Source organism: Neolewinella maritima (assembly GCF_923081025.1).
Lineage (GTDB): Bacteria > Bacteroidota > Bacteroidia > Chitinophagales > Saprospiraceae > Neolewinella > Neolewinella maritima.
On record NZ_CAKLPZ010000004.1, the window covers coordinates 303982 to 326533 of the forward strand.

General features: G+C 59.8%; 12 protein-coding genes and 1 pseudogene. 6 read left to right on the forward strand and 7 right to left on the reverse strand.

All coding sequences use genetic code 11. The features are described 5' to 3' along the window. Positions 1-154: 154 nt before the first annotated feature. Together rpmA and MJQ68_RS15440 are read left to right on the forward strand one after the other, a co-directional pair. Positions 155-403, forward strand: a pseudogene (rpmA, locus tag MJQ68_RS15435) (50S ribosomal protein L27); the annotation flags it as partial. A gap of 1168 nt (positions 404-1571) precedes the next feature. Continuing rightward, positions 1572-2816, forward strand: a complete 1245-nt coding sequence (locus tag MJQ68_RS15440; protein ID WP_238752035.1) for a DEAD/DEAH box helicase — start codon at positions 1572-1574, stop codon at positions 2814-2816. A gap of 110 nt (positions 2817-2926) precedes the next feature. On the opposite strand, the gene MJQ68_RS15445 is transcribed toward MJQ68_RS15440, so the two are convergent. Further along, entirely contained in the window at positions 2927-3784 is an 858-nt protein-coding gene (locus MJQ68_RS15445; RefSeq protein WP_238752036.1) for a TerC family protein, read from the reverse strand. 40 nt (positions 3785-3824) lie between these two features. Between MJQ68_RS15445 and MJQ68_RS15450 the strand changes: the two genes are divergently transcribed. Next, the gene (locus MJQ68_RS15450) at positions 3825-4313 is read left to right on the forward strand and encodes a DUF6495 family protein (RefSeq protein WP_238752037.1); all 489 of its coding nucleotides are present in this window, start codon (positions 3825-3827) and stop codon (positions 4311-4313) included. Between the two features lie 70 nt (positions 4314-4383). Then, positions 4384-6768, forward strand: coding sequence for a glycoside hydrolase family 3 N-terminal domain-containing protein (locus tag MJQ68_RS15455; protein ID WP_238752038.1), 2385 nt, complete (start codon positions 4384-4386; stop codon positions 6766-6768). A gap of 162 nt (positions 6769-6930) precedes the next feature. On the opposite strand, the gene MJQ68_RS15460 is transcribed toward MJQ68_RS15455, so the two are convergent. From MJQ68_RS15460 to MJQ68_RS15485, 6 genes are all read right to left on the reverse strand, one after another. Further along, positions 6931-7662 carry a S24 family peptidase gene (locus MJQ68_RS15460; RefSeq protein ID WP_238752039.1) on the reverse strand — a complete coding sequence of 244 codons (732 nt, stop codon included), beginning with the start codon at positions 7660-7662 and terminating at the stop codon, positions 6931-6933. Positions 7663-7950: 288 nt separating this feature from the next. After that, on the reverse strand, positions 7951-8685 hold the full coding sequence (locus MJQ68_RS15465) for an enoyl-CoA hydratase-related protein (protein ID WP_238752040.1): 735 nt from the start codon (positions 8683-8685) through the stop codon (positions 7951-7953). Positions 8686-8688: 3 nt separating this feature from the next. Then, positions 8689-9492, reverse strand: coding sequence for an SDR family oxidoreductase (locus tag MJQ68_RS15470; protein ID WP_238752041.1), 804 nt, complete (start codon positions 9490-9492; stop codon positions 8689-8691). A 3-nt stretch (positions 9493-9495) separates the two neighbouring features. Further along, entirely contained in the window at positions 9496-10461 is a 966-nt protein-coding gene (locus tag MJQ68_RS15475; protein WP_238752043.1) for an NAD(P)H-dependent flavin oxidoreductase, read from the reverse strand. A 35-nt stretch (positions 10462-10496) separates the two neighbouring features. Further along, positions 10497-13136, reverse strand: a complete 2640-nt coding sequence (locus tag MJQ68_RS15480; protein ID WP_238752044.1) for a glycoside hydrolase family 78 protein — start codon at positions 13134-13136, stop codon at positions 10497-10499. A 430-nt stretch (positions 13137-13566) separates the two neighbouring features. Then, entirely contained in the window at positions 13567-17598 is a 4032-nt protein-coding gene (locus tag MJQ68_RS15485; RefSeq protein WP_238752046.1) for a hybrid sensor histidine kinase/response regulator transcription factor, read from the reverse strand. Between the two features lie 90 nt (positions 17599-17688). Between MJQ68_RS15485 and MJQ68_RS15490 the strand changes: the two genes are divergently transcribed. After that, the gene (locus MJQ68_RS15490; RefSeq protein WP_238752047.1) at positions 17689-21093 is read left to right on the forward strand and encodes a DEAD/DEAH box helicase; all 3405 of its coding nucleotides are present in this window, start codon (positions 17689-17691) and stop codon (positions 21091-21093) included. An 18-nt stretch (positions 21094-21111) separates the two neighbouring features. Next, positions 21112-22482, forward strand: coding sequence for a MauE/DoxX family redox-associated membrane protein (locus MJQ68_RS15495; RefSeq protein WP_238752048.1), 1371 nt, complete (start codon positions 21112-21114; stop codon positions 22480-22482). Positions 22483-22552 lie beyond the last annotated feature (70 nt).

Sequence of the window (22552 nt, forward strand, 5' to 3'; positions counted from 1 at the left end):
TTCCCTCAACCAGTTTCAGCCACCCAGTTGGTCTATGTCGCTATTTTCCTGCTTTTGCCGCGTCCACGATTCGGTGAAACCAAGTAAGATTAAGCGACCGGCTTTTCGCTGAATAGCGGACTTCGGGCGGCGAAAACAAGAAAATACTATTGTTATGGCACATAAGAAAGGTGTTGGTAGTACCGATAACGGTCGCGACAGCCACTCCAAACGGCTCGGCGTCAAGCTCTTCGGTGGCCAGGCTGCACAGGCCGGCAACATTATCATCCGTCAGCGCGGCACCAAGTACCACCCCGGTACGAATGTCTACATGGGCAAGGACTTCACCATCCACGCACAGGTAGACGGTAAGGTAGCTTTCCGCAAGGGTCGGCTAGACCGCATGTTCGTCAGCATCGAGCCGGGCACTACGGGCGACGTAGCAAATGCTACCGCACCGAAGCAGGCCAAGCAGAGTAGCCGCACGAATAGCCCCCAGGCGTCCGCACAGCAGGATACGTCGAAGACATCCACTGCAAAAGCGAAGGACGTAGAGATCAAGGCTACCCTTACGGCTGATGTAGATCCCGCTCCCGTACATCTGGATGACGCACCCGAGATGCCCAGTGTGGCACCCGGTATCACCGACGAAGCTGAACTAGCTGTAGCTACCGCCGATCAGGGCGGTGCGCTCAATACGGCCGAAGTGACCGGCAGCGATATGCCCGAAAACGTGGTACTACCCAGCGGTCGCAAGGTCAAGCTGAACGACCTGACGGTCATCGAGGGCGTAGGTCCGGCCATCGCCGGTCTGCTCAGCGCCTCCGGCCTCAACAGCTGGCGCGCCCTGGCGGATGCCGATCAGGACTTCGTACAGGGTATCCTGAACGACGCGGGTCCTAACTACAAGGTCCACAACCCCGGCACCTGGTCCAAGCAGGCTGCATTGGCTGCCGACGGCAACTGGGATGAGCTGGAGCAACTGCAGAACGAGCTCCAGGGAGGGAAGTAGATACGCCTTCCCCGGTAGGAATGCCGGCAACCACAACGAAGAACGCCCGATCGTGCACTGCATGATCGGGCGTTTTTTAGTTCCACACGTGCCCCCAGGTGGTTTGACGCCTGATGAGAACATGGTTGGGATAGCTGGCCTGGTTCGGTAATCCCCTTGTCGTCACGTACCGAAGTACGATCCGAGCCCTGACAAGTCGAAGGGTTTGAGGCCCGCCCTAGACAGGCCGAAGTCACTTCCCAATTTAAATAAATTGTAGGGTCAACCAATTTTGAGACCCGTGTGGATAGGTGAAACGCGCTACGGCACATTTTGATCTACGGCGGGCCATTTATGTGGCATCCTGCTGGACCACCACACCGCACGTTTCAAAGGAATATGCGCATTCATTTAATAATGCGTACCTTTGCGGCCGCGAGCCAGGACTCCTTGCTTCCTCCGATCCAGCCTCGCCTGTAGCTGCGCTCCTTGCGTACTACTCACATTCGGACCGAAGCCCTTCACTACGTCGCGCCAGTCAGGCTGCCGGGACGTCCCTCCCCCCGCTCTTCTGTTGGGGGCTCCTTCAATAGTATACTTTATGGATTCACGTCCCTCCCGCTCCGGCAAAGGCCGCGGCAATAGCAATGGTAATCGTAGCGGCGGCAAGCGCAGCTACGGTGGTGGCGGTGGCAACCGGCGCGGTAGCGGCGGTGGTCGCTCCAACCACAATTATATTCCCCTACCCGCCGATATGATGGTCCACGAAGGCGTAGCCCTCAAGACCGTCGAGTACAAGGCCGACAGCAAGTTTGCCGACTGGAAGATCAACGCCAAGCTCAAGAGTGCCATCAAGGCAGCCGGCTGGGTATACCCCACCGAGATCCAGGAGAAGTCCTTCGAGGACATCGCCGCCATGAAGGATGTCATGGGTATCGCTACTACCGGTACCGGTAAGACGGGTGCCTTCCTGATCCCCCTGATCGATGCGCTGCTGGAAAGCGATAAGCCCTTCCAGACGCTAGTGCTGGCCCCCACCCGGGAGCTCGCGCTGCAGATCGAGGAAGAGTTCCGTGCCCTCACCATCGGTATGAAGTACAACGCCATCACCCTCATCGGTGGCCGCAACATCAACACCGACATTGTCAACCTGAAGAAGCGCAGCTACCACCTCGTCGTAGCTACCCCGGGTCGCCTCAAGGATCTGTACCAGCAAGGCAAGATCGACCTACAGGAAGCTTCCGTGCTGGTGCTCGATGAGTTCGACCGGATGCTCGATATGGGCTTCCAGAAGGACGTCATGTGGCTGGCCGATAAGATCGGTGAGCGGGATCAAACGCTGCTTTTCTCCGCTACTCTAGATAAGAGTCAGCAAAAGCTGATCGACCACTTCCTGACTGATCCGATCACCGTGGCAGTAAGTAGTGGACAAGCATCCGCCGAGCACATCAACCAGACGGTGCGCTACGTAGCCCCGGACGACAAGTTCGATACGCTGATCGAGATGCTCAAGGAGCCCGAGATGAAGCGCGTGCTGATCTTCGCCGAGACCAAGCACCGCGTCAAGAAAGTGACCAAGAAGCTCAATCAGGCCGGTATCTCCGCCGACGAGATCCACGGCAATAAGAGTCAGAACTACCGCCAGAAGGCCCTAGGTGCCTTCAAGCAGGGTAAGATCAAGGCCCTCTGTGCTACCGACGTAGCTGCACGTGGTCTTGATATCGACGACATCACCCACGTGATCAACTTCGAGGCGCCTACGGACTACGATACGTACATCCACCGTGTGGGTCGTACCGGTCGTGCCGGAAAGGGCGGCGAGGCGATCACGCTGTACGATAAGTAGTATCATTACCCTACCCACTACTGAAACAGCCACGAATGATCGCTCATTCGTGGCTGTTCTGTTTTACTTGCTATCATCATCCGCACCTGCGTCCCCGCCCGCTGCGGTACCTACTCCATGCGCGCGTACTCCCCCTTGTCGGCGGCCTCCTGCGCGTAGGTGTTGAGTTTGACCTGATGGCCCTTGCCCTTTGGCCGGATGCGCATATTGAGAAACTCTACCAGCAGCGAGAAGGCGATGGCGAAGTAGAGGTAGCCCTTGGGTACCGTACCGATGTGGTTGTCGAATACGACCAGATCGGCCAGGTGCCCCCCTTCGACGATGAGCATGAAGCCGATCAGGATCAGGAAGGCAAGGCCCAGCATCTGTACCGTGGGGTTGCGATTGACGAAGTTGCCGACCGGCACGGCGAAGAGCATCATGATGGCCACCGAGATGACTACGGCGATGATCATGATCAGCAGTGCACCGTAGAGTCCGTTGGTCATCCCAACCGCAGTGAGGATCGAATCGAAGCTGAACACGATGTTGATGATGGTGATCTGAATGATGACCGACTGCAGGGAAGCACCCACGGAGGGAGTACCCGGATCGCCGTCGACGTGCTGATCGCCCTCGAGCTTGTGATGGATCTCGGAGGTCGATTTGTAGAGCAGAAAAATGCCACCGGCTACTAGGATGATGCTCTGTCCGCTGAAGCCGCCGCTGGCCCAGCCCCAGTCGAAGCTGAAGAAGGGGTCCTTCAGGGATACCAGCCAGGACACTGCGAAGAGCAACGCGATACGCATCACCATAGCCAGAATGAGGCCTACATTGGTGGCTTTCTTCCGGTCCTCTTCCGACTTCAGCTTTCCAGAGGCGATGGAAATGAAAATGATGTTGTCGATACCCAGCACGATCTCGAGGAAGGTCAGAGTAAAGAGGGAGAGCCATACGGCACCGCTACCGAAATCGGGGATATCAAACATACAGCCAAAACTACCCCCCGGGGCATTTGTTTGTCCGGCCATGAAGGAAACAAAATTCCGCCGCCTGCGCCGGGACGAACTCGAGGAGGTCAAGCCGCAATTCGTAAAGTTCCTGAGCGTGAACGGGATCGATGCGAGCAGCTGGGTCGCGATCAAGGAAGACGAATCGCGCCGGGCCGATGCCCTCATCCTGCAGTTCAGTCAGATCGTATTCGCCGGCGTGATCGACAAGGTCCGGTACCTGGTGCACCGTAAGCCCCACGACCTGCGTACCTACCGTACCGGACCGGACAAGATCGAAATGCGGGGTCTGCTCATCAGTGGAAGCACCCGGGTAGACCTCACCGATACCACCCTCTCCCCGCAGGACATCTTTACCCGCCTGAAGGAAGACGGTGCCACCCCTAAACTGTACACGGCCGAACGGGCCTACATACCGATCGGTCGGGATCAGGATATCTTTCTGCGCATGGAGGAAGGCGCCCTGATTGACAACGGAGACCTTTTTCATCTGCTGGACGGACTGTAGCTTATCTTACTTTCCACCGTACCGAATAGCTTTACCTTCGCTTCTCGCCGCCACTCAACGCTACCCACCTATGTTACTGCGCATCCTGCCCTGTGTTTGTCTCCTGCTCGGTGCGTGCGACCGGGGTATAGAAGTAGCTCCCGCTCCGCAGGCTATCCTGGCCGACAGCCCACGAAGTAATACCGAGTTGGCGATCTACCGGGACGACCAGCAGTCCGTCACGGACCGCATCGCCGACCTGATCGGCCGCATGACCACCGAAGAAAAGGTTGCACAGATCACGGCCGTCTGGGCGGATAAACACAGGATGGAAGATGCGGATTATGCCTTCGACCCCGGCAAGGCTGCGGCAGTGATCCCCCACGGGATCGGTCACCTGACCCGTCCCAGCGAGCTCTCGGGGAGTGGTGAGCCGGGCCGCAGCGGCGATCAGGAGATCGCCTACGTCAACGCCATTCAGAAGTGGCTGGTGGACAGCACCCGCCTGGGTATCCCGGCGCTGGTACACGAGGAGAGTCTGCACGGCCTGGCCGCCAGGGATGCCACCAGCTGGGGCCAACCGATCTCTGTAGCGGCCACCTTCAATCGGGACCTTACCCGAAGACTTTATGCCACCGCAGCCCGGCAGGCCGCCAGCCGCGGCGCGCACGTCGTACTCACTCCCGTAGTAGACGTAGCCCGCGACCCCCGCTGGGGCCGTGTGGAGGAAACCCTCGGGGAAGATCCCTATCTGGCCGCGCAGATTGGGCTTCAGGCCGTGCTCGGATTTCAGGGAGATGACGATACGTGGAATGAAGGCGAGGTCTTCGCCACCCTCAAACACATGGCCGGACATGGCGAGCCCGAGGGCGGCAACAACATCGGTCCGGCACACATCAGTGAGCGCACCCTGCGGGAGGTGTTTCTCTACCCCTTCAGGTATATCGTAACCAACGGCAAGGTGCGTAACATCATGGCCAGTTACAATGAGGTCAACGGCATACCCAGTCACGCCAACGGCTGGATGCTCAATGACGTACTGCGCGGGGAGTGGGGGTATCGGGGCGCGGTGGTATCGGACTACTTCGCCGTCAAAGAATTACACAGTCGCCACGCCGTAGCAGCCACCCTGAAGGAAGCCGCCGTCCGCGCCATCACCAGCGGCGTAGATATCGAACTACCGGATCGGGAGGCTTTTCCTTTTCTGGTCGAGGCCGTCAATCAGGGCGAGCTCAGCGAGGAAGTACTCAACACCGCAGTAGGCCGTATCCTGCAGCAGAAGTTCGACCGCGGGCTGTTCGAGAACCCCTTCATCGAGCCCGGTACGGCCCTGTCCAACACACCCGCGGATGATGCGCTGGTGCGGGAGGCCGGTACGGAGGCCATGATCCTGCTCAAGAACGATAGCGTGCTTCCCCTGGCGGACGGACTCACCATCGCCGTCGTCGGGCCGAATGCCGATAAGGTCCTTCTGGGGGGCTACAGCGACCAACCACAACACTTCATCACCCTACGCCAGGGCCTGGAGGCCTACACCGCCGCGAACGGAGGCAGCGTGGTGTATTCCGAAGGCACCCGCCTTACCGAGCCCGGTAGCTGGTACAAGGATACCGTTATAGCCGTGCGTGCGGAAGACGACCGCGCGCGCATTCAGCAGGCACTCGAGGATGTAGCGGATGCTGACGTGATCATCCTGGCCGTAGGCGGTAATGAGCTCACCAGTCGGGAAGCCTGGGCCGAAGGTCACTTAGGCGATCGACCCAGCCTGGACCTCATGGGCACGCAAAACGAACTGATCGATGCCCTGGCGGAACTCGGCAAACCGATGATCGGACTGGTCTTCGGCGGTCGGCCTCTGAACATCAGTAATCTGATCGATAAGTCTGACGCCGTTTTTCAGTGCTTTTATCTGGGACAGGAGACAGGCCACAGCGTGGTGGACGTATTATTCGGCCGGGTCAATCCAAGCGGTAAGTTGCCCATCAGCATCCCGCGCTCCGCCGGTCACATTCCGGCGTACTACAACTACAAGCCTACCGCCCGCCGGGGCTACCTGTTCGAGAACGTGAATGCGCTGTACCCCTTCGGCTATGGCCTGAGCTATACGGATTTCGAGATCGGTATCCCTCAGCTGGCGGCGGATCAGATCCAAGTCGACGGCACTACAACGGTAAGCGTAAAGATCACCAACACCGGCGACCGCCCCGGCAAGGAGGTTGTACAGTTGTACATCCGCGACGAGTACAGTACGGTGACCCGCCCCGTCAAGGAACTGAAGGGCTTCGAGAAGATCTACCTCGCCCCCGGGGAGACCAAGACCGTTACCTTCGAGCTCGGACCGGAGCAGCTGGAGTACCTCAATCAGAATATGGAGTACGCCGTGGAACCCGGCACCTTTCAGATCATGATCGGCAACAGTAGCCGGACGGAGGATCTGCGGCAGGTGACACTGACGGTCATGGGTCAGGCCAAGTAGTTACCTTGAGCCTTTTAGGATAGAAAAACCCAGCCCGACGCGTAGTCGGACTGGGCAGCAAAACAAAAAAACAGCAGGATAGGTCCTAACCGACAAAGCGGTGGCCCGGCGCCGTTGGGCCGGACCACCGCCTGAAGGGGATCGTATACCACCGGGTGGAGCCTAGAGCTCGCTGATGCGCCGTTGCACCTCGTAGAGCCGGGTATTCTTGTCTACCTCTTCGGTCCAGGGATCGTGCTCCAGGTAGTTGGCCGAGATCAGCTTCAGCGAGTGTACGCGGCCCTTCTTGTCCTTGACGGGCTGTACGTACTTGACCCAGAGGCTTCCCTTGGACCGGATCGCGTAGATCTTATTTTCCTTGATCTCGTGTACGCCGGCGATCTGGCGACAGATGATGACATCGCCGTTATTGATCACGGGCTCCATCGAATTGCCGTTGATGGGGAAGGCTACGTAGCCATCGCCGAACAGATCGGGCAGACTAAAGAACTGCTGCTCCTCCTTGATGAAGCTATCGGTGTCGACGCTGGCGCCGGCAAATGCTTCGGTAGAGGTGAACAGAATGTTCTGCTTCACTTCCTCCCCGTCGCCGGTGGTGGATGTAGGCAGATCCATGCCGAAGGGCGTACCGTTGCCCTCCAGGAGGTAAGTCGTATTGACGCCGTACTCGCTACAGACCCGGCGGGCCTGCTCGTAGTTGATGCAGCGCTTGTCCTCGGGGTTGAGGTAGGCGCGGATGATGTGCCCGTAGGAACGGTTGTTGAGGATGCGTTTTGCAAAATCACCAAGTCCGCGGCCGTTCCGGTCGTTCTTGATGATCTCCCCTCGGTCCTCCAGAATCTGGAACACCTCGATGAACCGGTCGTTGAGATCGCGGCGGTCAGTGGTAATCATGTCGTAGTATCAGTTTATTCAGCAACAAATTAAAACATTTTCAAACAGCCGCGCAAGTTTTCAACGAAAATTCTTAAATAAAAGCGGGTATTCTGCTGATATTCGGGTGAAATTGTTTGATTCTGGGTTTTGTTGCTGCCTTAAAGCGTTTACCGCAGAGGGCGCGGAGGACGCAGAGGGGTTAAACTACAGGGCTACCTTATAGAAGAAGCGTCGCACCCACGCCCCCGCCCGCCTATCACCTCTCGTGGCTTGGCTACAGTACTACCCACCTACAGAACTAACCCCCTACCCTCCAATAATATCAGCACTATAGGCGGCCACAAAGCGCAGCCCCTCGGCTACCGTATGCGCGCGCTGGTGCAGGAGTGTGGCCTTGATGCCAGCGATGATGCGTGGTGGCTTGGCCGCAATGGTATCTGCTAGCTGACCTACGCGGTACTGCAGTTGCTTTTCGTTGCCGAGGGCCTCGGTGACCAGTCCGATCCGCTCGGCTTCCTTGCCGTCTATGGTGCGGGCGGTGTAGGCCAACTCGGCGGCTAGTCCGGGATTGATGATGCGCGGCAGGCGCTGCAGGGTACCGAGGTCGGCCACGATACCCAGATCGACCTCCTTGACCGAGAAGCTGGCGTCCTTGGTGCAGTAGCGCATATCGCAGGCGGTGATGATGTCGACGCCCCCACCGATGCAGCCGCCGTGGATACTGGCGATGACGGGCTTGCCGCAGCGTTCGAGTGCCGTGATACAGTCCTGTAGGTTGGTGATGAATTCCTCCAGGTACGCCCGGGTATCCTGCTGGTTGCCACTGAGTTGTTGCTGCAGATCGGTCAGCACGCTCAGGTCGATACCGGCACAGAAGTGCTTGCCCTGGCCGGAGAGTACGATCACGCGCACCTCGTCGTCGGCATCCGCCCGCTCGACCGAGCTGCGAAGCGCTTCCCAGCCCGCCAGGTCGAGGGCGTTGGCCCGCTCCGGCCGGTCGAAGGTGAGGTAGGCGGTGCGGTTACTGACGCGGTAGTCCATAGCTTACTCGTTGAACAGATTGACCAGCCGCATCCGGTTGGCGTGCAGGTGATCCAGGCCATCGACCTGTAGGGTGATACCGCTGGTGTAGCTGGACAGCGGGCTAGCCAGAAAGAGCACCGCGTTGGCTACTTCTTCCATGGTACCGTGCCGCTGCATGAGGTTGTCCTCCTTGAGTTGATCCAGTAGCTGCCGTACGGGCTCGGCGTAGGTATCGAGGCCGGAGGAAATGATCGTACCCGGCGCCACGCAGTTGGCGCGGATATTGAAGCGGGCCCATTCCTGGGCGATACTTTTGGTGAGGTTCTCCACGCCCGCGCGGGCCGCTCCCGTGTGCGCCATGCCGGGGAAACCGCTGGCCATATTGACGATGATGGTCACGATGTTGCCCGCCTGCTGCGGGATGAAGAAGCGCTCGGCCATCACCCGGCTCACGTAGAAGGTGCCGTTGAGGTTCGTATTGATGACGGCATTCCAGCCCTTGTCGTTGATGTGGCGGGCTAGGCTGGGAAACTGTCCGCCGGCATTGTTGACCAGCACATCCAGCCGACCGAACTCCTCCTGGATCAGGTCGGCTACCGCCTCCACTTCTTCCGATTTGCGGATATCACAGGGGCGGTACACGCAGGTCCCGAGTTTAGACAGGGTGCGGGCGGCTTCGGCCAGGGGTTCCTCCTTACGGGAGCAGATACAGACCTTGGCGCCGTGCTGCAGCAGCGTTTCGGCAATGGCGTAGCCGATACCGGACCGTCCACCGGTAACGAGGGCGACCTTATCCTTAAAGAGATCGGGGGCGTAGTAGGACACGGGCTAGTACTTTTCGAGTAAGGCGATCTGCTCCTCAATGGACTGCCGCATCTCCCGCTTAAGCCGATCGATCAGCTCCGCGGCGGGGGGATTATCGTCGATGGTGGCCACCCCGTGTCCGGCGCTCCACAAGTTCTTCCAGGCCTTGGCTTCGTGCTCGGCACCGAAGTCAGCCTTAGCCTTCTGGTCCCACATGTCCTTGCTGATACCGGCGGCCTCCAGACTGGCGACCATCCAGTTGGCCGGAATGCCGGAGACGGAGGCCGTGTAGATGATGTCGCGGGTGCCGGACTTGATGATCATGTTCTTGTACTCCTCATCGGCTATCGCTTCCTTGGTATTGATGAAGCGGGTGCCCATATAGGCCAGATCTGCCCCCATCTGCATGGCGGTAGCTACGTCGCGCCCATTACTCAGGGCGCCGGCCAGCAGGATGACCCCGTCGAACATCTTGCGGATTTCGGTCACGAAGGGAATGGGATTGAGGGTGCCGGCGTGGCCGCCTGCTCCGGCACAGACTAGGATGAGTCCGTCCGCCCCGGCATCGATGGCCTTCTGGGCGTGGTAGGTATTGGTGACGTCGTGGAAGACTAGTCCGCCGTAGCTGTGCACCGCATCTACGACCTCCTTCACCGCCCCCAGGCTAGTGATCACCAGCGGCACCTGCTGGCGCACGATCACTTCCAGATCGGGCTGTACGCGGGGGTTGGTCTTGTGTACGATCAGGTTGACGCCATAGGGGGGCAGGGGTTTACCACGGCGCTCCTCTTCGGCCTTCAGCTCCTGCTTGATCTCTATGACCCACTCTTCAAAACCCTCCGTCGTACGGTTATTCAGCGCGGGAAAGGTGCCGAGCACGCCGTTCTTACAGCACTCGAGCACGAGCTGCTGCTGGGAGACGATAAACATGGGCGAGACCACCACGGGGATGTCGAGGTGGAGGCGGTCGAGAAGGGCTTGACGATTCATTGGGGCAAAGTAGCGAATTTTCGCTTACACACGTCCTACTTACCGGCTTGCTGCTGCGCGTAGGTGAAGGTGTAGGTACCCGAGCCGACTGTCACCTCCCCATCAGGTAGCAGCACCGTACCGGTTGTGTTGGGGGGTACCGTTACTTCCAGGGTGACCTGACCGCCGGCGGTGCGCCAACTGGAGCTGACCGTACCGTACATCGACTCGTGGGTGGCTGCAGCATGGGTGAGCCCTCCGCCGGGGTGGGGATCGAAGATGATGTGCTTATACCCCGGCTGTTCGGGATCGATCCGAATACCCGCTACGTGGGTGTACAGCCACTCGCCGATGGCGCCGTAGGCGTAGTGGTTGAAGCTGTTCATGCCCTCGATGATGGTACCGTCCGGCTTCTGCGTATCCCAGCGTTCCCAGATGGTGGTAGCACCCTGGGTGACGGGGTAGAGCCAGCCGGGGTACTCCCTGCGGTTGAGCAGCATATAGGCCAGATCGTCGCGGCCGATCTTAGACAGTGTGCTATTGAGCAGCGGCGTACCTACGAAGCCGGTCGTGAGGTGCTTGGGCTCCTCTACCGTAGCGGCAAAGTAGCGACCTGCCGACTCGACCATTTCTTCAGGTAGTAAACCGAAGGAGATGGCCAGGGCGTAGGCCGTTTGGGTATCGGACACCAGCCGTCCGGTAGCGGTAGTGTATTCACGGATGAATGCAGCGCGGATCTCTTCGGCTAGCTTAGCGTACTTGGCGGCGTCGACTTCCTTGCCAATGATCTCAGCCGTTTTGCGGAGGATATCGGTGGAGTGATAGAAGTAAGCGGTAGCGATCAGGTCCTTTTCGGTGACCGAGCCGGCGTAGTCAGGGCGATCGGAGTGGAAGGCCAGCCAGTCGCCCCAGTGCCAGTCGCCGGGATTGTTCCACAAGCGGTCCTCTCCGGCCCGTTCGTTCATGAACTCTACCCAGCCCTGCATACTGGCGTACTGCTGTTCCAGCATACGGACATCGCCGTAGGCCAGGTAGACGTTCCAGGGGATGACGGTGGCCGCATCGCCCCAGGCCGTGGCTCCACCCTCTTCGTGCATGATGTCGGGCACTACATGGGTGACCAGTCCGTTTTCGAGCTGGTCGGCGGCCAGGTCCTTCATCCACTTGGTGTAGAAGCTGGCCACATCGAAGTTGAAGGCGGCCGTGGCGCTGAATACCTGGGCATCGCCCGTCCAGCCGGCGCGCTCGTCGCGCTGTGGGCAGTCGGTGGGGATATCCAGGAAGTTGTCCTTCTGCCCCCACTCGATGTTGCTCTGCAGCTGATTGATGAGCGGATCGGAGCAGGTGAACGAGCCGGTAGGCGTCATAGCGGAATGGATCACTACGCCGGTGATGGCATCCTTGGTCGGCGTACCCGGATAGTCGATGACCTGCACGTAGCGAAAGCCGTGAAAGGTGAAGTGGGGTTCGTACACCTCCTCTCCCCCACCCTTCAGCACGTAGGTATCGGTGGCTTTAGCGCGGCGTAGGTTCTTGGTGTAGAAGTTACCATCCTTATCGAGCACCTCGGCGAACTTCAGGGTTACACTGTCGCCGGCCTCACCGCTCACCTTCAGTCTGACCCAGCCCACCATATTCTGGCCCAGGTCGAAGACCGTCTCGCCGGCGGGTGTAGTGATGATCTCCAGGGCGGGGAGCTCTTCGATGGCCTTTACCGGAAGTCCGTTGTCGGCTACCAGGATATCCTTGCTGTGATCGAACGGGGCGGCGGCGGCCCAGTCACCGGAGAAGCCCGGCATTGCCCAGCCCGTAGGTTCGTGTCGGGCGTCGTAGGTCTCGCCGTTGAACATGTCCGAAAAGGCGATCGCGCCGGTGCCGGCCGTCCAGCTTCCGTCGGTACCGATCGTTTCCGTGCTGCCATCGGTATAATCGATCACTAACTGCGCGAGCAGACCGATCGTATCCCCGAAGTACGCCCGCTCGCCCTTCCAGCCCTGGTAGCCGTGGTACCAACCGTCGCCGACCATCGCCCCGAGGGTATTGTCCTTAGCTAGCCTATCGGTCACGTCGTACGTCTGATACTGCAAGCGGTGATCGTAGCTCGTAAAGCCGGGGGTGAAGTAGCGGTCGCCCACCTTCTCCCCATTGAGGTACATCTCGTAGACCCCCAGAGAAGTGGCGTAAAGGCGGGCACGGGCTACCTTCTTGCGGGTCGTAAAGTCCTTGCGGTAGTAGTGACTGGGTAGGGACGGCCCCTCGCCGGTTTCCCCGGCCAGCGTGATCCAGGAGGCCGTGAAGTCCGTAGGAGCGATCGCCAGTTCCCAGTAGGCGGGCGCACTCCACGCACCGGCGGTTCCCGACTGATCGTATACCCTGACCTGCCAATACCGCCGCTGTCCGGGGGGTACGGGCGGACCGGCGTAGGCTACGTTCACCGACTGATCGCTGGCTACCCGTCCGCTCTCCCAGCTTAGCCGCCGGCCCTTGACCAGGTCATCGGGGGATTTGGCGACGCGGATCTCGTAGGCGGACTGCCGCACATCCTGGGCATCGCTGACCAGCTTCCAGCTCAGCCGGGGAGCGGTCACGTCGATTCCTACAGGGTTCTCGTGGTATTCACAGACCAGGGAGCCTACCGCCGTCTGACTACTTAGCGACAAGGACAACAGAAGAAACAAACCGGTGAGGTAGTACATGGAGTATGGATTTCAGTACACTAGCGGTAGATCAGACGGGGTTAGCGTAGTAACGGTACGCAGAAGATACACTCCTTCGGCCAGATCCGACAGATCGACCTGTCGGACACGTCCCGAGGAGTACACAGTCCATCCGCTCCACGCTGAGGTCCAGTGTACACAGATCGGGGAGCAGTCGAAGGGCTGCCTGCTGTTGGGTCGGGTCGAGGCGGAGTGCAATCAGCATCTCGTGCAATAAGCTCCGCTGGTCGAGACTCGTATTGTCCTGTTTCCACAGCGGCATTCAGTAGCTTGAGTGCCTCATTCGATCGGTTACTGTCGCTCTATGTGTTAGGTCGCACCAATTCGTACTACACGGCTGCACAGAACCGATGGGAGGGCTTAGGTATTGGGGTAATGTAAGTAGTAACCCGCCGCCGGTATCAGCGTATTAGTCTATACTAGCTTCACTGTCAGCCGCAAACTGCTTGGCGTAGGTCGAGGGTGGTACGCCGAAGTGCTTTTTGAACGATCTGGAGAAGTAACTGGGTGTGGCGTAGCCCACCCGGTAGGCCACTTCACTGGCATTGTAATGCTGAGACTCCAGAAGTATAGCTGCCTGTTTCATTCTGGCCTGCAGCAGGTAGGCATTTGGGGTAAGGCCGGTTTGCTCCTTGAATTTGGCAAAGAGTACGGACCGACTGACGTTGAGGGCCTCCATCAGATGGGGAAGCTGGAACTGTACGTTACCGACCTGTTCGTTTAGCATCTGCATAGCGCGGCGCGTAAGTACTTCGTCGGGCGGGATCGGTGCACCCTCCAGTTCAGCCTCGGGTTGCGCACCGCATAAGCCCAAAATCGTTTGGCAGCGGATGATGAGCTCGTGGATCGACACGGGCTTGACCAGGTAGGCCACCGCGCCGGCCAGTAAGGCACTCAGGCGCCGGGGCTCGGAGGCATCGGCAGTAAGCAGCAGGATCGGGATGTGCGCCGTGCGCGACTGCCGGGCCAGTTCGCCACACAGTTCCACGCCACTGAGCTGGGGTAGCATCACGTCGCTCACAATGAGATGTGGACGCAGGAGGCGGGCCAGGCGGAGACCTTCCGCCCCGTCGAAGGCCTGCCGGACGCGGAAGTGCTCGCTCAGCGCCTGCCGCAGTAGTTCAGACACCTCCCGATTGTCTTCGACGAGCAGGATCAGCTGTTCGTGAGTATTTCCGAGGTACTCCAGACGGGCGTGGTCTACGGTACTGACCGGACGCGTACTTGCTTCTTCGGCGGACTCCCCAACCGGTTGCTGCTCCCGTGGCACTAGCTGTTGCTGACTAAGGTGGTCTTTATGACGTGGTAGGCTGATAACAAAAGTACTCCCCTCCCCCGGCACACTGAGTACTTCGAGACTTCCTCCATGTTGTTCGACGGCCTCGCGCGCAATAGCCAGTCCCATGCCCGAACTATCGCTAACGGGGCGGGCGGCGTCCGGACGATCTGCCCGGTAGTAGCGATCGAAAATGTAGGCCTGTTCCGCCACCGGAATTCCCGGTCCGGTATCCTGCACGGCAATGTCCACCGTAGTGGACCTCATCGTTACGCTTATCGAAATCCGCCCCCCGTCGGGCGTCTGCTTGACGGCGTTGGAAATCAGGTTATACACGGCACGCTCGAGCTTAGCGGCTTCGAAGTACAGCGTGCAGTCAGTTTCCGGAGCGTGCAGGGTGAGCTCGATGTGGCGGTACTCGGCTTCCGTCCGGAATGACTTTACTACCGTACGGAGAAAAGTGGTAAGGTCCTGTTCGGTAGCCCGCAGGGGTTCGCTATCGTTGCCGATGCGTTTAAAACGAAGCAGGTCGTTGATCAGGCGCCGCATCCGGTCGCTACTTCGCTTAGCAGCGATCAACTGCCGGTATACCTGGCTGGATCCGCGGTACTGCTTAAGGCTGCGTTCCAGATTGCCGGCGATAAGGGTCAGCGGAGTGCGTAGTTCGTGGGAGATATTGGTAAAAAACTCTTCCTGGGCTTTATTGATGCGCCGTTGCAGCCGCCGCTCCCGCCGCTCCGAAGCTATACGCCGACGCAACGTCGACCGGCTACGGTACATGCGCACTGCCCACCAGCTCAACGCACCAAGGAGTAGTGCATAACCAGCATACGCCCAGTAGCTTCGCCAGGGTGCCCGCCCGGTACGGATATCGAGTGAAGTGGTAGTCTCTGCCAGGGTTCCGTCACTATTGTGGGCCGTGACTTCGAAGGTATAGTCACGCCCTTCTTGGAGGAGAAAAGATGCGGAACCATCCTGCGTTTCGGTCCACTCATCGGTCTGCCCCAGCAAACGATAGCGGTACACGATAGTAGGATTTCGCACGAAGGTCGGCATGACAAAACCCAGTGTGATCCGGTTCTGGTCGTAGTCTAATTCGATCCGTTCGGTGTAGTCGATGTCCTGAGTTAGAAGCGCGGTTGGGTCACCCGGCTGCACTGCTTTATTGAACAGCCGCAGCTCGCTCAGCACCACGCGGGGCGCATAGGTATCCGGTGTGCCGAGTTTGGCGGGATCGAAGACGGTCACCCCCGAAGCGCCACCGAAGTACAGCGTACCGTCCCGGGCCCGCACGCCAGCACTGCGCTGAAAGGCATTGGGGGCCACACCATCTTGCCGCCCGAATCGATCGGCCCGTCCGCGCTCCGTGCTGTAGCGTACCAGTCCGCTGTCCGTACTGAGCCACAGCTCACCCGTTGCTGCCGGCACGATGGTATACACCGTTCGTACATCGGGTATGGGATGCGGCCGCAGCGTACCCGCCACCAGTTCATACAGTCCCTTATCAATAGTGGCCACCCAGAGCCGGCCCCGGTGACTGACCATATCCTCGATAAATAGCCGGGGGTCAGGATGGGCGGAGGATGCAATGGCCTGCAATCCGGCCCGGCCGTCACCAGTCACATCCCCCCGAAGCAGATACACCCCCCACGACGTACCGATCAGAGTACTATCGCCATTTATGACCAGCAGTTCCCGTACGGCTTCCCCCGTGCCTAGGGTATCCCCCACGGCGGCCGCCGGAAGGTCAGCAAAGCTTCGCCGGTCGGTGTCAAAGCGACGCAGTGAGCCATTCATCGTGCCCACCAGGAGGTCCGGGCCCCGCAGGGCTAGTGACATGATCGCCTTACCCAGGTCCTCTTCACCCGTCAGTGGTCCATCTACGTAACGGACCGTGCGTCCGCTGCGCGGGTTGTATTCGATGAGGCCCTGCTGAAACGTACCGATCCACAGGTGCTCCGGGTCCTGGTACAGCATACAGCGGATCGTACCGATCTGCCGCCCGTCGTCCAGTTGCTCGACGTGTGTGTAGCGGTCCGCCCCGGCTTCGTAGATCGTAAAGCCGTTGCTGGCCGTACCGAAGTAGACCTCCCCCCCTTCACCCTCCACAATGGCGCTCACCACATTATTGTGCAGCCGATTCCCATTGGATTCCCCGATACGGGCAAACTTAAAGTCGTGGCGGTTCCAGGTATTGAGCCCTCCGAAGTAACTACCGATCCAGACCATACCCGTCCGGTCGGTGAACAGCGTCCCTACCTTATCGTCCGCCAGACTATGCTCGCGGGCCGATTGATGCCGCAGCTGCGTATACGTATCGCCCTTATACAAAAAGAGCCCGGCATAGGTACCGATCCAGAGCCGGTCCTCATCATCTACCGTTAGTGAAGTGATGTACTCGCTTTCCGTCGTTGCCACTCCCTTGCTTACGTAGTCGAACTGGCCGGTCGCCGGATCGAATCTATATACCCCCCGCGATGTACCTAGCCACCAGCTTCCTGCATAATCCAGCATACAGTGCACCGGTGCAGGTACTGAATGCACGGCGCTGAGTACCGGTATATCGTCTACCGTATACTGCGCCACCCCCTGCGTACCGGCTACCCACACCTCCCGCCCTTTCCCGGGCGTGATAGACTGGATGCGCCCCACGGGACAGTCCTCGATCCTCCAGCGCAGCTGCTCCCGTTCCGTGTCGAAACCCACGAGGGTATTTCCGGTGCCCACCCACACTTCGTCGCCGATCTCCCGTATGGCCTGCGCCGCAGTGCGTACCGTATCGGCCGTTCGGCTACTGCGGGCCAGGGCCGGATGGTGCACGTATATACCTGCCCGCGTGGCTAGCCAGATGGTCCCGGCGCTGGTCACCCGTAGGGCAGTGATGACGTTGGCCGCACGCCGCAAGGAGTCTGTATGCTCCACATTGAATTTCCGCAAGTCGCGCCCGTTATGGCGTAGTAGGCCGCTACGGGTGGCCAGCCAGATCTGTCCGCGCGCATCCTGATCGATGTCCATCACGGGATTTAGCGAGTAGTCATCCGAAGTGGGAATGTGACCGAATTGAAAGGTCGCCTGCCCCATCAGCAGACTGCCTGCCATGACATACGCCAGCAAAAATGTACCGCTACGTAAGCACACCGTCAGATTGGATTGAGTAGTTTCCAAGTTACGGCTTTACGGGATGTGGGTGCTGCGGGCACTTTTCACAAGGCCCAGGGGCGGGCACGCCGGTGCAACGTGCGTACCTTGTCTGCGATGGATATCTCGCCCCGTAACCAAGCCATAAGCGACTACTTTTACCGCCGTACCCGGCAGCTGACCGACAGTACCGAGCTAGCGCCCGCCCAGCAGGTAGACGCCCTACGCCGCCTCATCTTGGAGCTCTTCGAACGGGCTACGGAAGAGGACGAACTGCACTTCAGTACACTGTACGCCAGGATCACCTACGCGGCCCACAAGTACAAGCTGCCCCGGGAGCTGACCGTGCAGGAGCGGCAGTTTCGCCGGGCCCGCGGCAAGCAGCATACCGACGAAGAGCTTACCATCCTGATCACGGCAGGCTGCAAACTAGCCGTAGAACTTAACCACCAGCTGTTCGGCACCGATGTACCCACGGAGCTAGCGCCTCTGCGCCAGTATACCTTTCCCGCCTACCGGCCGGCGGAGATCCAGAAGACCTACTATCAGCTGCGCGTCCTGGCCCTGGAAGTAGACCGAAAAGAGAAGCTGCTCTGGGTCGGCGTCGAGAACCGCTCGGAGCAGGTCTATGCCATCCCCTACGGCGACCCTGAACTGGCCGACTCCCATATCCCCCAGGCCGTCCAGATCATCGAAAAGATCAGTGGGCCCTACCTGATCCTTAATCTGCTGCGGGCACAGGTACACGACGACGGCCGGATGTACCCCGCCCAGATCGTCATCGAGCCCGACTACCTGGTCAACGTCACCGACGTAGCCAACTGCTTCAGCAACGGACCGGACTTCCAGCCCTGGACCTCCATTCCCAAACGCCTGCTGCCCTTCGAAAAGCGCCCGCCCCTGGTGCGGGGTAATATCGTGAACAGCTTCCTGGATGTGCTCATCCACGATCCCGATGCCTCGTTCGCCAAGATCAAGGCGACCGTCTTCGAGATGCAACCGCTGGAGCTCTGCCTGTTCGACGACCGGGAGGTAAGTAAGCTGATGCAGGAGCTGAAGCATCATTTCGTCACGGTGCAGAAGTTCGTCCGTGAGCTGCTACCGGAGCTACGTATCGACCGGGAGACGGTGCTGCTGGAACCCAGCTTCCTGAGCCCGGCCTACGGATTGCAGGGCCGACTGGATTTGCTACAATCCCAGCGCGACACCGAAGACGCCACCACGTCTATCGTCGAACTCAAGACCAGCAAGATTTTCGCGCCCAACCGGCACGGTATCCGCAGTGACAACTTCATCCAGACGCTGCTCTACGACCTGATGATCAACCAGGCTCTGGGCCGGGGAGCCAATGTGCGCTCCTACATCCTGTACAGCGTCGACTACGCTAAGCCCGTCCGCTACGCCCCCCCGGAGTGGAACCGCCAGTTGGAAGCCATCAGTGCCCGCAACCAGCTGGTCGGGGTAGAGATGCTCATCGCGCAGCTCGGCACTTCAGATGATCTACTGCAGCAGACCGATGCCCTGTTCAGTAAGCTGCACCCCCAGCGCTTCAAGCACCTGGGTTCGTTTACCGAGCAGGATCATCGCATCACCCTGGCCACTTACGAAGAGCTAGACGGACTGGAACGCCGCTACCTCGGTGCCTTCATGGGCTTCGTGGCCCGCGAGCAGCGGCTGTCTAAGATCGGCGAGCAAAAGACCGATCACATCAACGGCCTGGCCAGCCTCTGGCTCGACGAGCGACAGGATAAGATCGACCGCTTCGAGCTACTCGACGGGCTCACCTTCGACCACTACGACGTGAAGGAAAATGTGCTTACCCTCCAGCGCCGCGCCGACGATAGCCAGCTCATCAAGTTCCGACAGGGAGACGTAATTGCCCTGTACGGTACCCCCACCGCCAAAACCAAGGCCGGCGATGCGGTACGGGGCCAGATCTTTAAGTCTACCATCATCGCCGTTGATCCACAGACGGTGCACCTGCGGCCCCGCAATCCGCAACTGAACGACGGGGTGTTCCTGCGCAAACCTTACTGGAGCATCGAAAAGGACGTGCTCGACAGCGGCTTCAAGAACCACTATCTAGGGCTGTACCTCTGGGCTGCCGCCGACAAGCAACTACGGAAAAAGTGGCTCGGCCTGCTGCCCCCGCAGGATGCTCCACCCCACCCCCTGCCGGTCTCCGACCGCCTGACCGAGGAGCAGGACCGGATCCTGCGCAAGGTGATCACGGCGCCGGATTACTTCCTGCTCTGGGGACCGCCCGGCACCGGCAAGACGAGCCAGATGCTCCACTACCTGGTCGATCACCTGCTGAAGAACACTCAGGAGAATGTGCTGCTGGTAGCCTACACCAACCGTGCCGTCGACGAGATCTGTGAAAGCATCGAACGCATCGAGATCGACGGGGCGCCCTACAAGGACTATCTGCGCATCGGCAGCCGACTGGGTACGGCAGCGGACTATAGCGACCGACTGCTGCAAGTCCGCAGTAAGGGCGCGCGCAGCCGCCGCGAGCTGCGCCGCCTGATCGATGAGTGCCGCGTCGTGGTGGGTACGGTAGCTAGCGTGGGGGGCAAGAACGAGTTGTTCAAGCTCAAGTCCTTCGACCGCATCGTAGTCGACGAGGCCAGTCAGATCCTGGAGCCGCTGCTCGGGGGTATCCTCACGCGTGCGCCCCGCGCCCTGTTGATCGGCGACCACCGGCAGTTGCCCGCCGTGGTGCAGCAGGGGGCAGCCACGACCCGGGTCAACGACGACGATCTGCGCGCGGCCGGACTTACCGACCTGAGCACCAGCCTGTTCGAGCGCCTCTACCTGACGGCCAAGCGCAACGAGTGGACCTGGGCCTACGACCAGCTGCAGCAGCAGGGGCGCATGCACCGGGAAATTATGGCGTTCCCGGCACTGCACTTTTACCAGGGCAAGCTGAATATTCTGCCGGAGTCGATCAGTCACCACCTGGCACAACTAGCTCCTCTCGACCTGGGTGAGCCGCAGGGCGACCTGCAGGATCAACTGTGCGCCCAGCGATTGGTGTTCTTCCCCACCGAGGTCGATGGTTCCACCCCCGACCCCAAGGTGAACCGCCACGAGGCGGAGCTGCTGGTCAAACTGGTGGAGGCCTTTACGCTGCTGTATCAGAATACGGACCGCCCCATCAAGGCCGGCGACATCGGCATCATCACCCCCTACCGGGCGCAGATCGCCTACATCCGCCAGCAGCTGACGCGGGAGGGCTATGCGGCCGACGCCTACACGGTCGACACCGTGGAGCGCTACCAGGGCAGCGCCAAGCGGATCGTGCTCATGTCGCTGTGCGCCAACGACAGCAGTCAGCTCGAGCGCCTCTCCCAGTTAAGTGACGAGGGAGTAGATCGCAAGCTCAACGTGGCCATGACCCGGGCACGCGAGCACCTGGTGCTGGTGGGCTGTCCGGACGTGCTGCGGCAGAGCGAGGTGTACGACCGGCTACTGACACACGTAGCGGCGCAACCCCAGCGTTTGCCACTTGTATCTTAGAGGAATACTCCCCCGACCATGACGCTCACTACCCTGCTGCTGTACATCGGCATCGCCGCCGTTTCGCTGACCGCGCTCACCCACGCGTTTCTGCGCGTGACCCGAAGTCTGCCGGTAAGCCTGCTGCAGAACTTCACCGGAGCCTTGTTTCTATTTTCCGGCTACGTCAAGGCCATCGATCCCCTCGGTACGGCCTATAAGATGGAGCAGTACTTCGCGGAGTTTGAAGCAACGGCCGCGGGCGCAGGTGCGGGCTTTTTAGCGCCGCTGTTTCCCTGGCTGAGCAGTTTTTCCGCCGGCTTTTCGGTGTTCATGATCGTACTCGAGCTCATGCTGGGGCTGATGCTCATCGTGGGGGCGAAGCCTAAGCTGACCAGCTGGTTGTTCTTCGTTCTCGTAGCCTTCTTTACCGTACTCACGGGCTATACCTACCTGACGGGATACGTGCCGGCGGAGGCTAACTTCTTCGATTTTGATAGCTGGGGCACGTATGCGGATACCAACATGAAGGTGACCGACTGCGGCTGTTTCGGGGACTTCCTCAAGCTGGAGCCGCGCACGAGTTTTCTGAAGGACGTGGCCCTGCTGTTTCCCGCCCTGGTGTTCCTTCTGGCGCCCAGCAAATTGCATCAGATGTTCACCCCGCGGGTGCGTACGCTGGCGGTACTGGCTACCGGCGCGCTGGCCGTCTTCTACTGCCTGAGCAACTTTGTCTGGGACCTGCCCGGGCAGGACTTCCGTCCCTTCAAGGTCGGCACCGACGTAGCCGCCATCAAGCAAGCAGAGGAAGCCGCCGCCGGGGCCGTCACCGTCTTAGGCTATAAGGTGACTAGCAAGGCCGACGGGCGGGTCGTAGAAATGCCGACCGACGAATTTCTAAAGGTCTACAAGGACTACCCCAAGGAAGAGTGGGACTTTGAGACCTTCTCCTCCGAACCCACCGTAGCCCGCACTAAGATCAGCGACTTCGAGGTCACCGATATGGAGGGGCACAACGTAGTGCCGGAGCTGCTGGCTCAGCCCGGTTACACCTTCGTCATCGTAGCCTACAACCTGAAGGGCGAGCCCGGTAACTGGGATGCCGACTACGTAGCCGACTGGCGGGACGACATCCAACCCGTCGTCGAGCAGGCCCGTAATGCCGGCCACGGGGTGGTTGCCATGACCAAATTAACCAGCGACGCGGCCCTGGAGGACTTCCGGACTACCGTGGGGGCGGACTACCCCTTCTACCGTGGCGACGACATTCTGCTCAAGACCATCATTCGCTCTAACCCCGGCGTAGTGCTGTTCCGGCAGGGCGTGATCGTCAATAAGTGGCACCACCGTAAGCTGCCCGCGTTCACTGACATTGCCCGTCAGGATATTTTGGCGGCGGCGGGGCAGTAGTCGGCCTTTTTTCGTTGCTTTGCGGGGCGCTCCGGGTAGTTCCATCCGGGCCACCTTGAAAACCGGACCC

Bases quoted from the DNA above. Each gene is read 5' to 3' on its own strand.
- MJQ68_RS15450 (WP_238752037.1), top strand. From the start codon at position 3,825: ATGAAGGAAACAAAATTCCGCCGCCTGCGCCGGGACGAACTCGAGGAG.
- MJQ68_RS15480 (WP_238752044.1), bottom strand. From the start codon at position 13,136: ATGTACTACCTCACCGGTTTGTTTCTTCTGTTGTCCTTGTCGCTAAGT.
- MJQ68_RS15490 (WP_238752047.1), top strand. From the start codon at position 17,689: ATGGATATCTCGCCCCGTAACCAAGCCATAAGCGACTACTTTTACCGC.
- MJQ68_RS15460 (WP_238752039.1), bottom strand. From the start codon at position 7,662: ATGATTACCACTGACCGCCGCGATCTCAACGACCGGTTCATCGAGGTG.
- MJQ68_RS15465 (WP_238752040.1), bottom strand. From the start codon at position 8,685: ATGGACTACCGCGTCAGTAACCGCACCGCCTACCTCACCTTCGACCGG.
- MJQ68_RS15495 (WP_238752048.1), top strand. From the start codon at position 21,112: ATGACGCTCACTACCCTGCTGCTGTACATCGGCATCGCCGCCGTTTCG.
- MJQ68_RS15445 (WP_238752036.1), bottom strand. From the start codon at position 3,784: ATGTTTGATATCCCCGATTTCGGTAGCGGTGCCGTATGGCTCTCCCTC.
- MJQ68_RS15455 (WP_238752038.1), top strand. From the start codon at position 4,384: ATGTTACTGCGCATCCTGCCCTGTGTTTGTCTCCTGCTCGGTGCGTGC.
- MJQ68_RS15440 (WP_238752035.1), top strand. From the start codon at position 1,572: ATGGATTCACGTCCCTCCCGCTCCGGCAAAGGCCGCGGCAATAGCAAT.
- MJQ68_RS15475 (WP_238752043.1), bottom strand. From the start codon at position 10,461: ATGAATCGTCAAGCCCTTCTCGACCGCCTCCACCTCGACATCCCCGTG.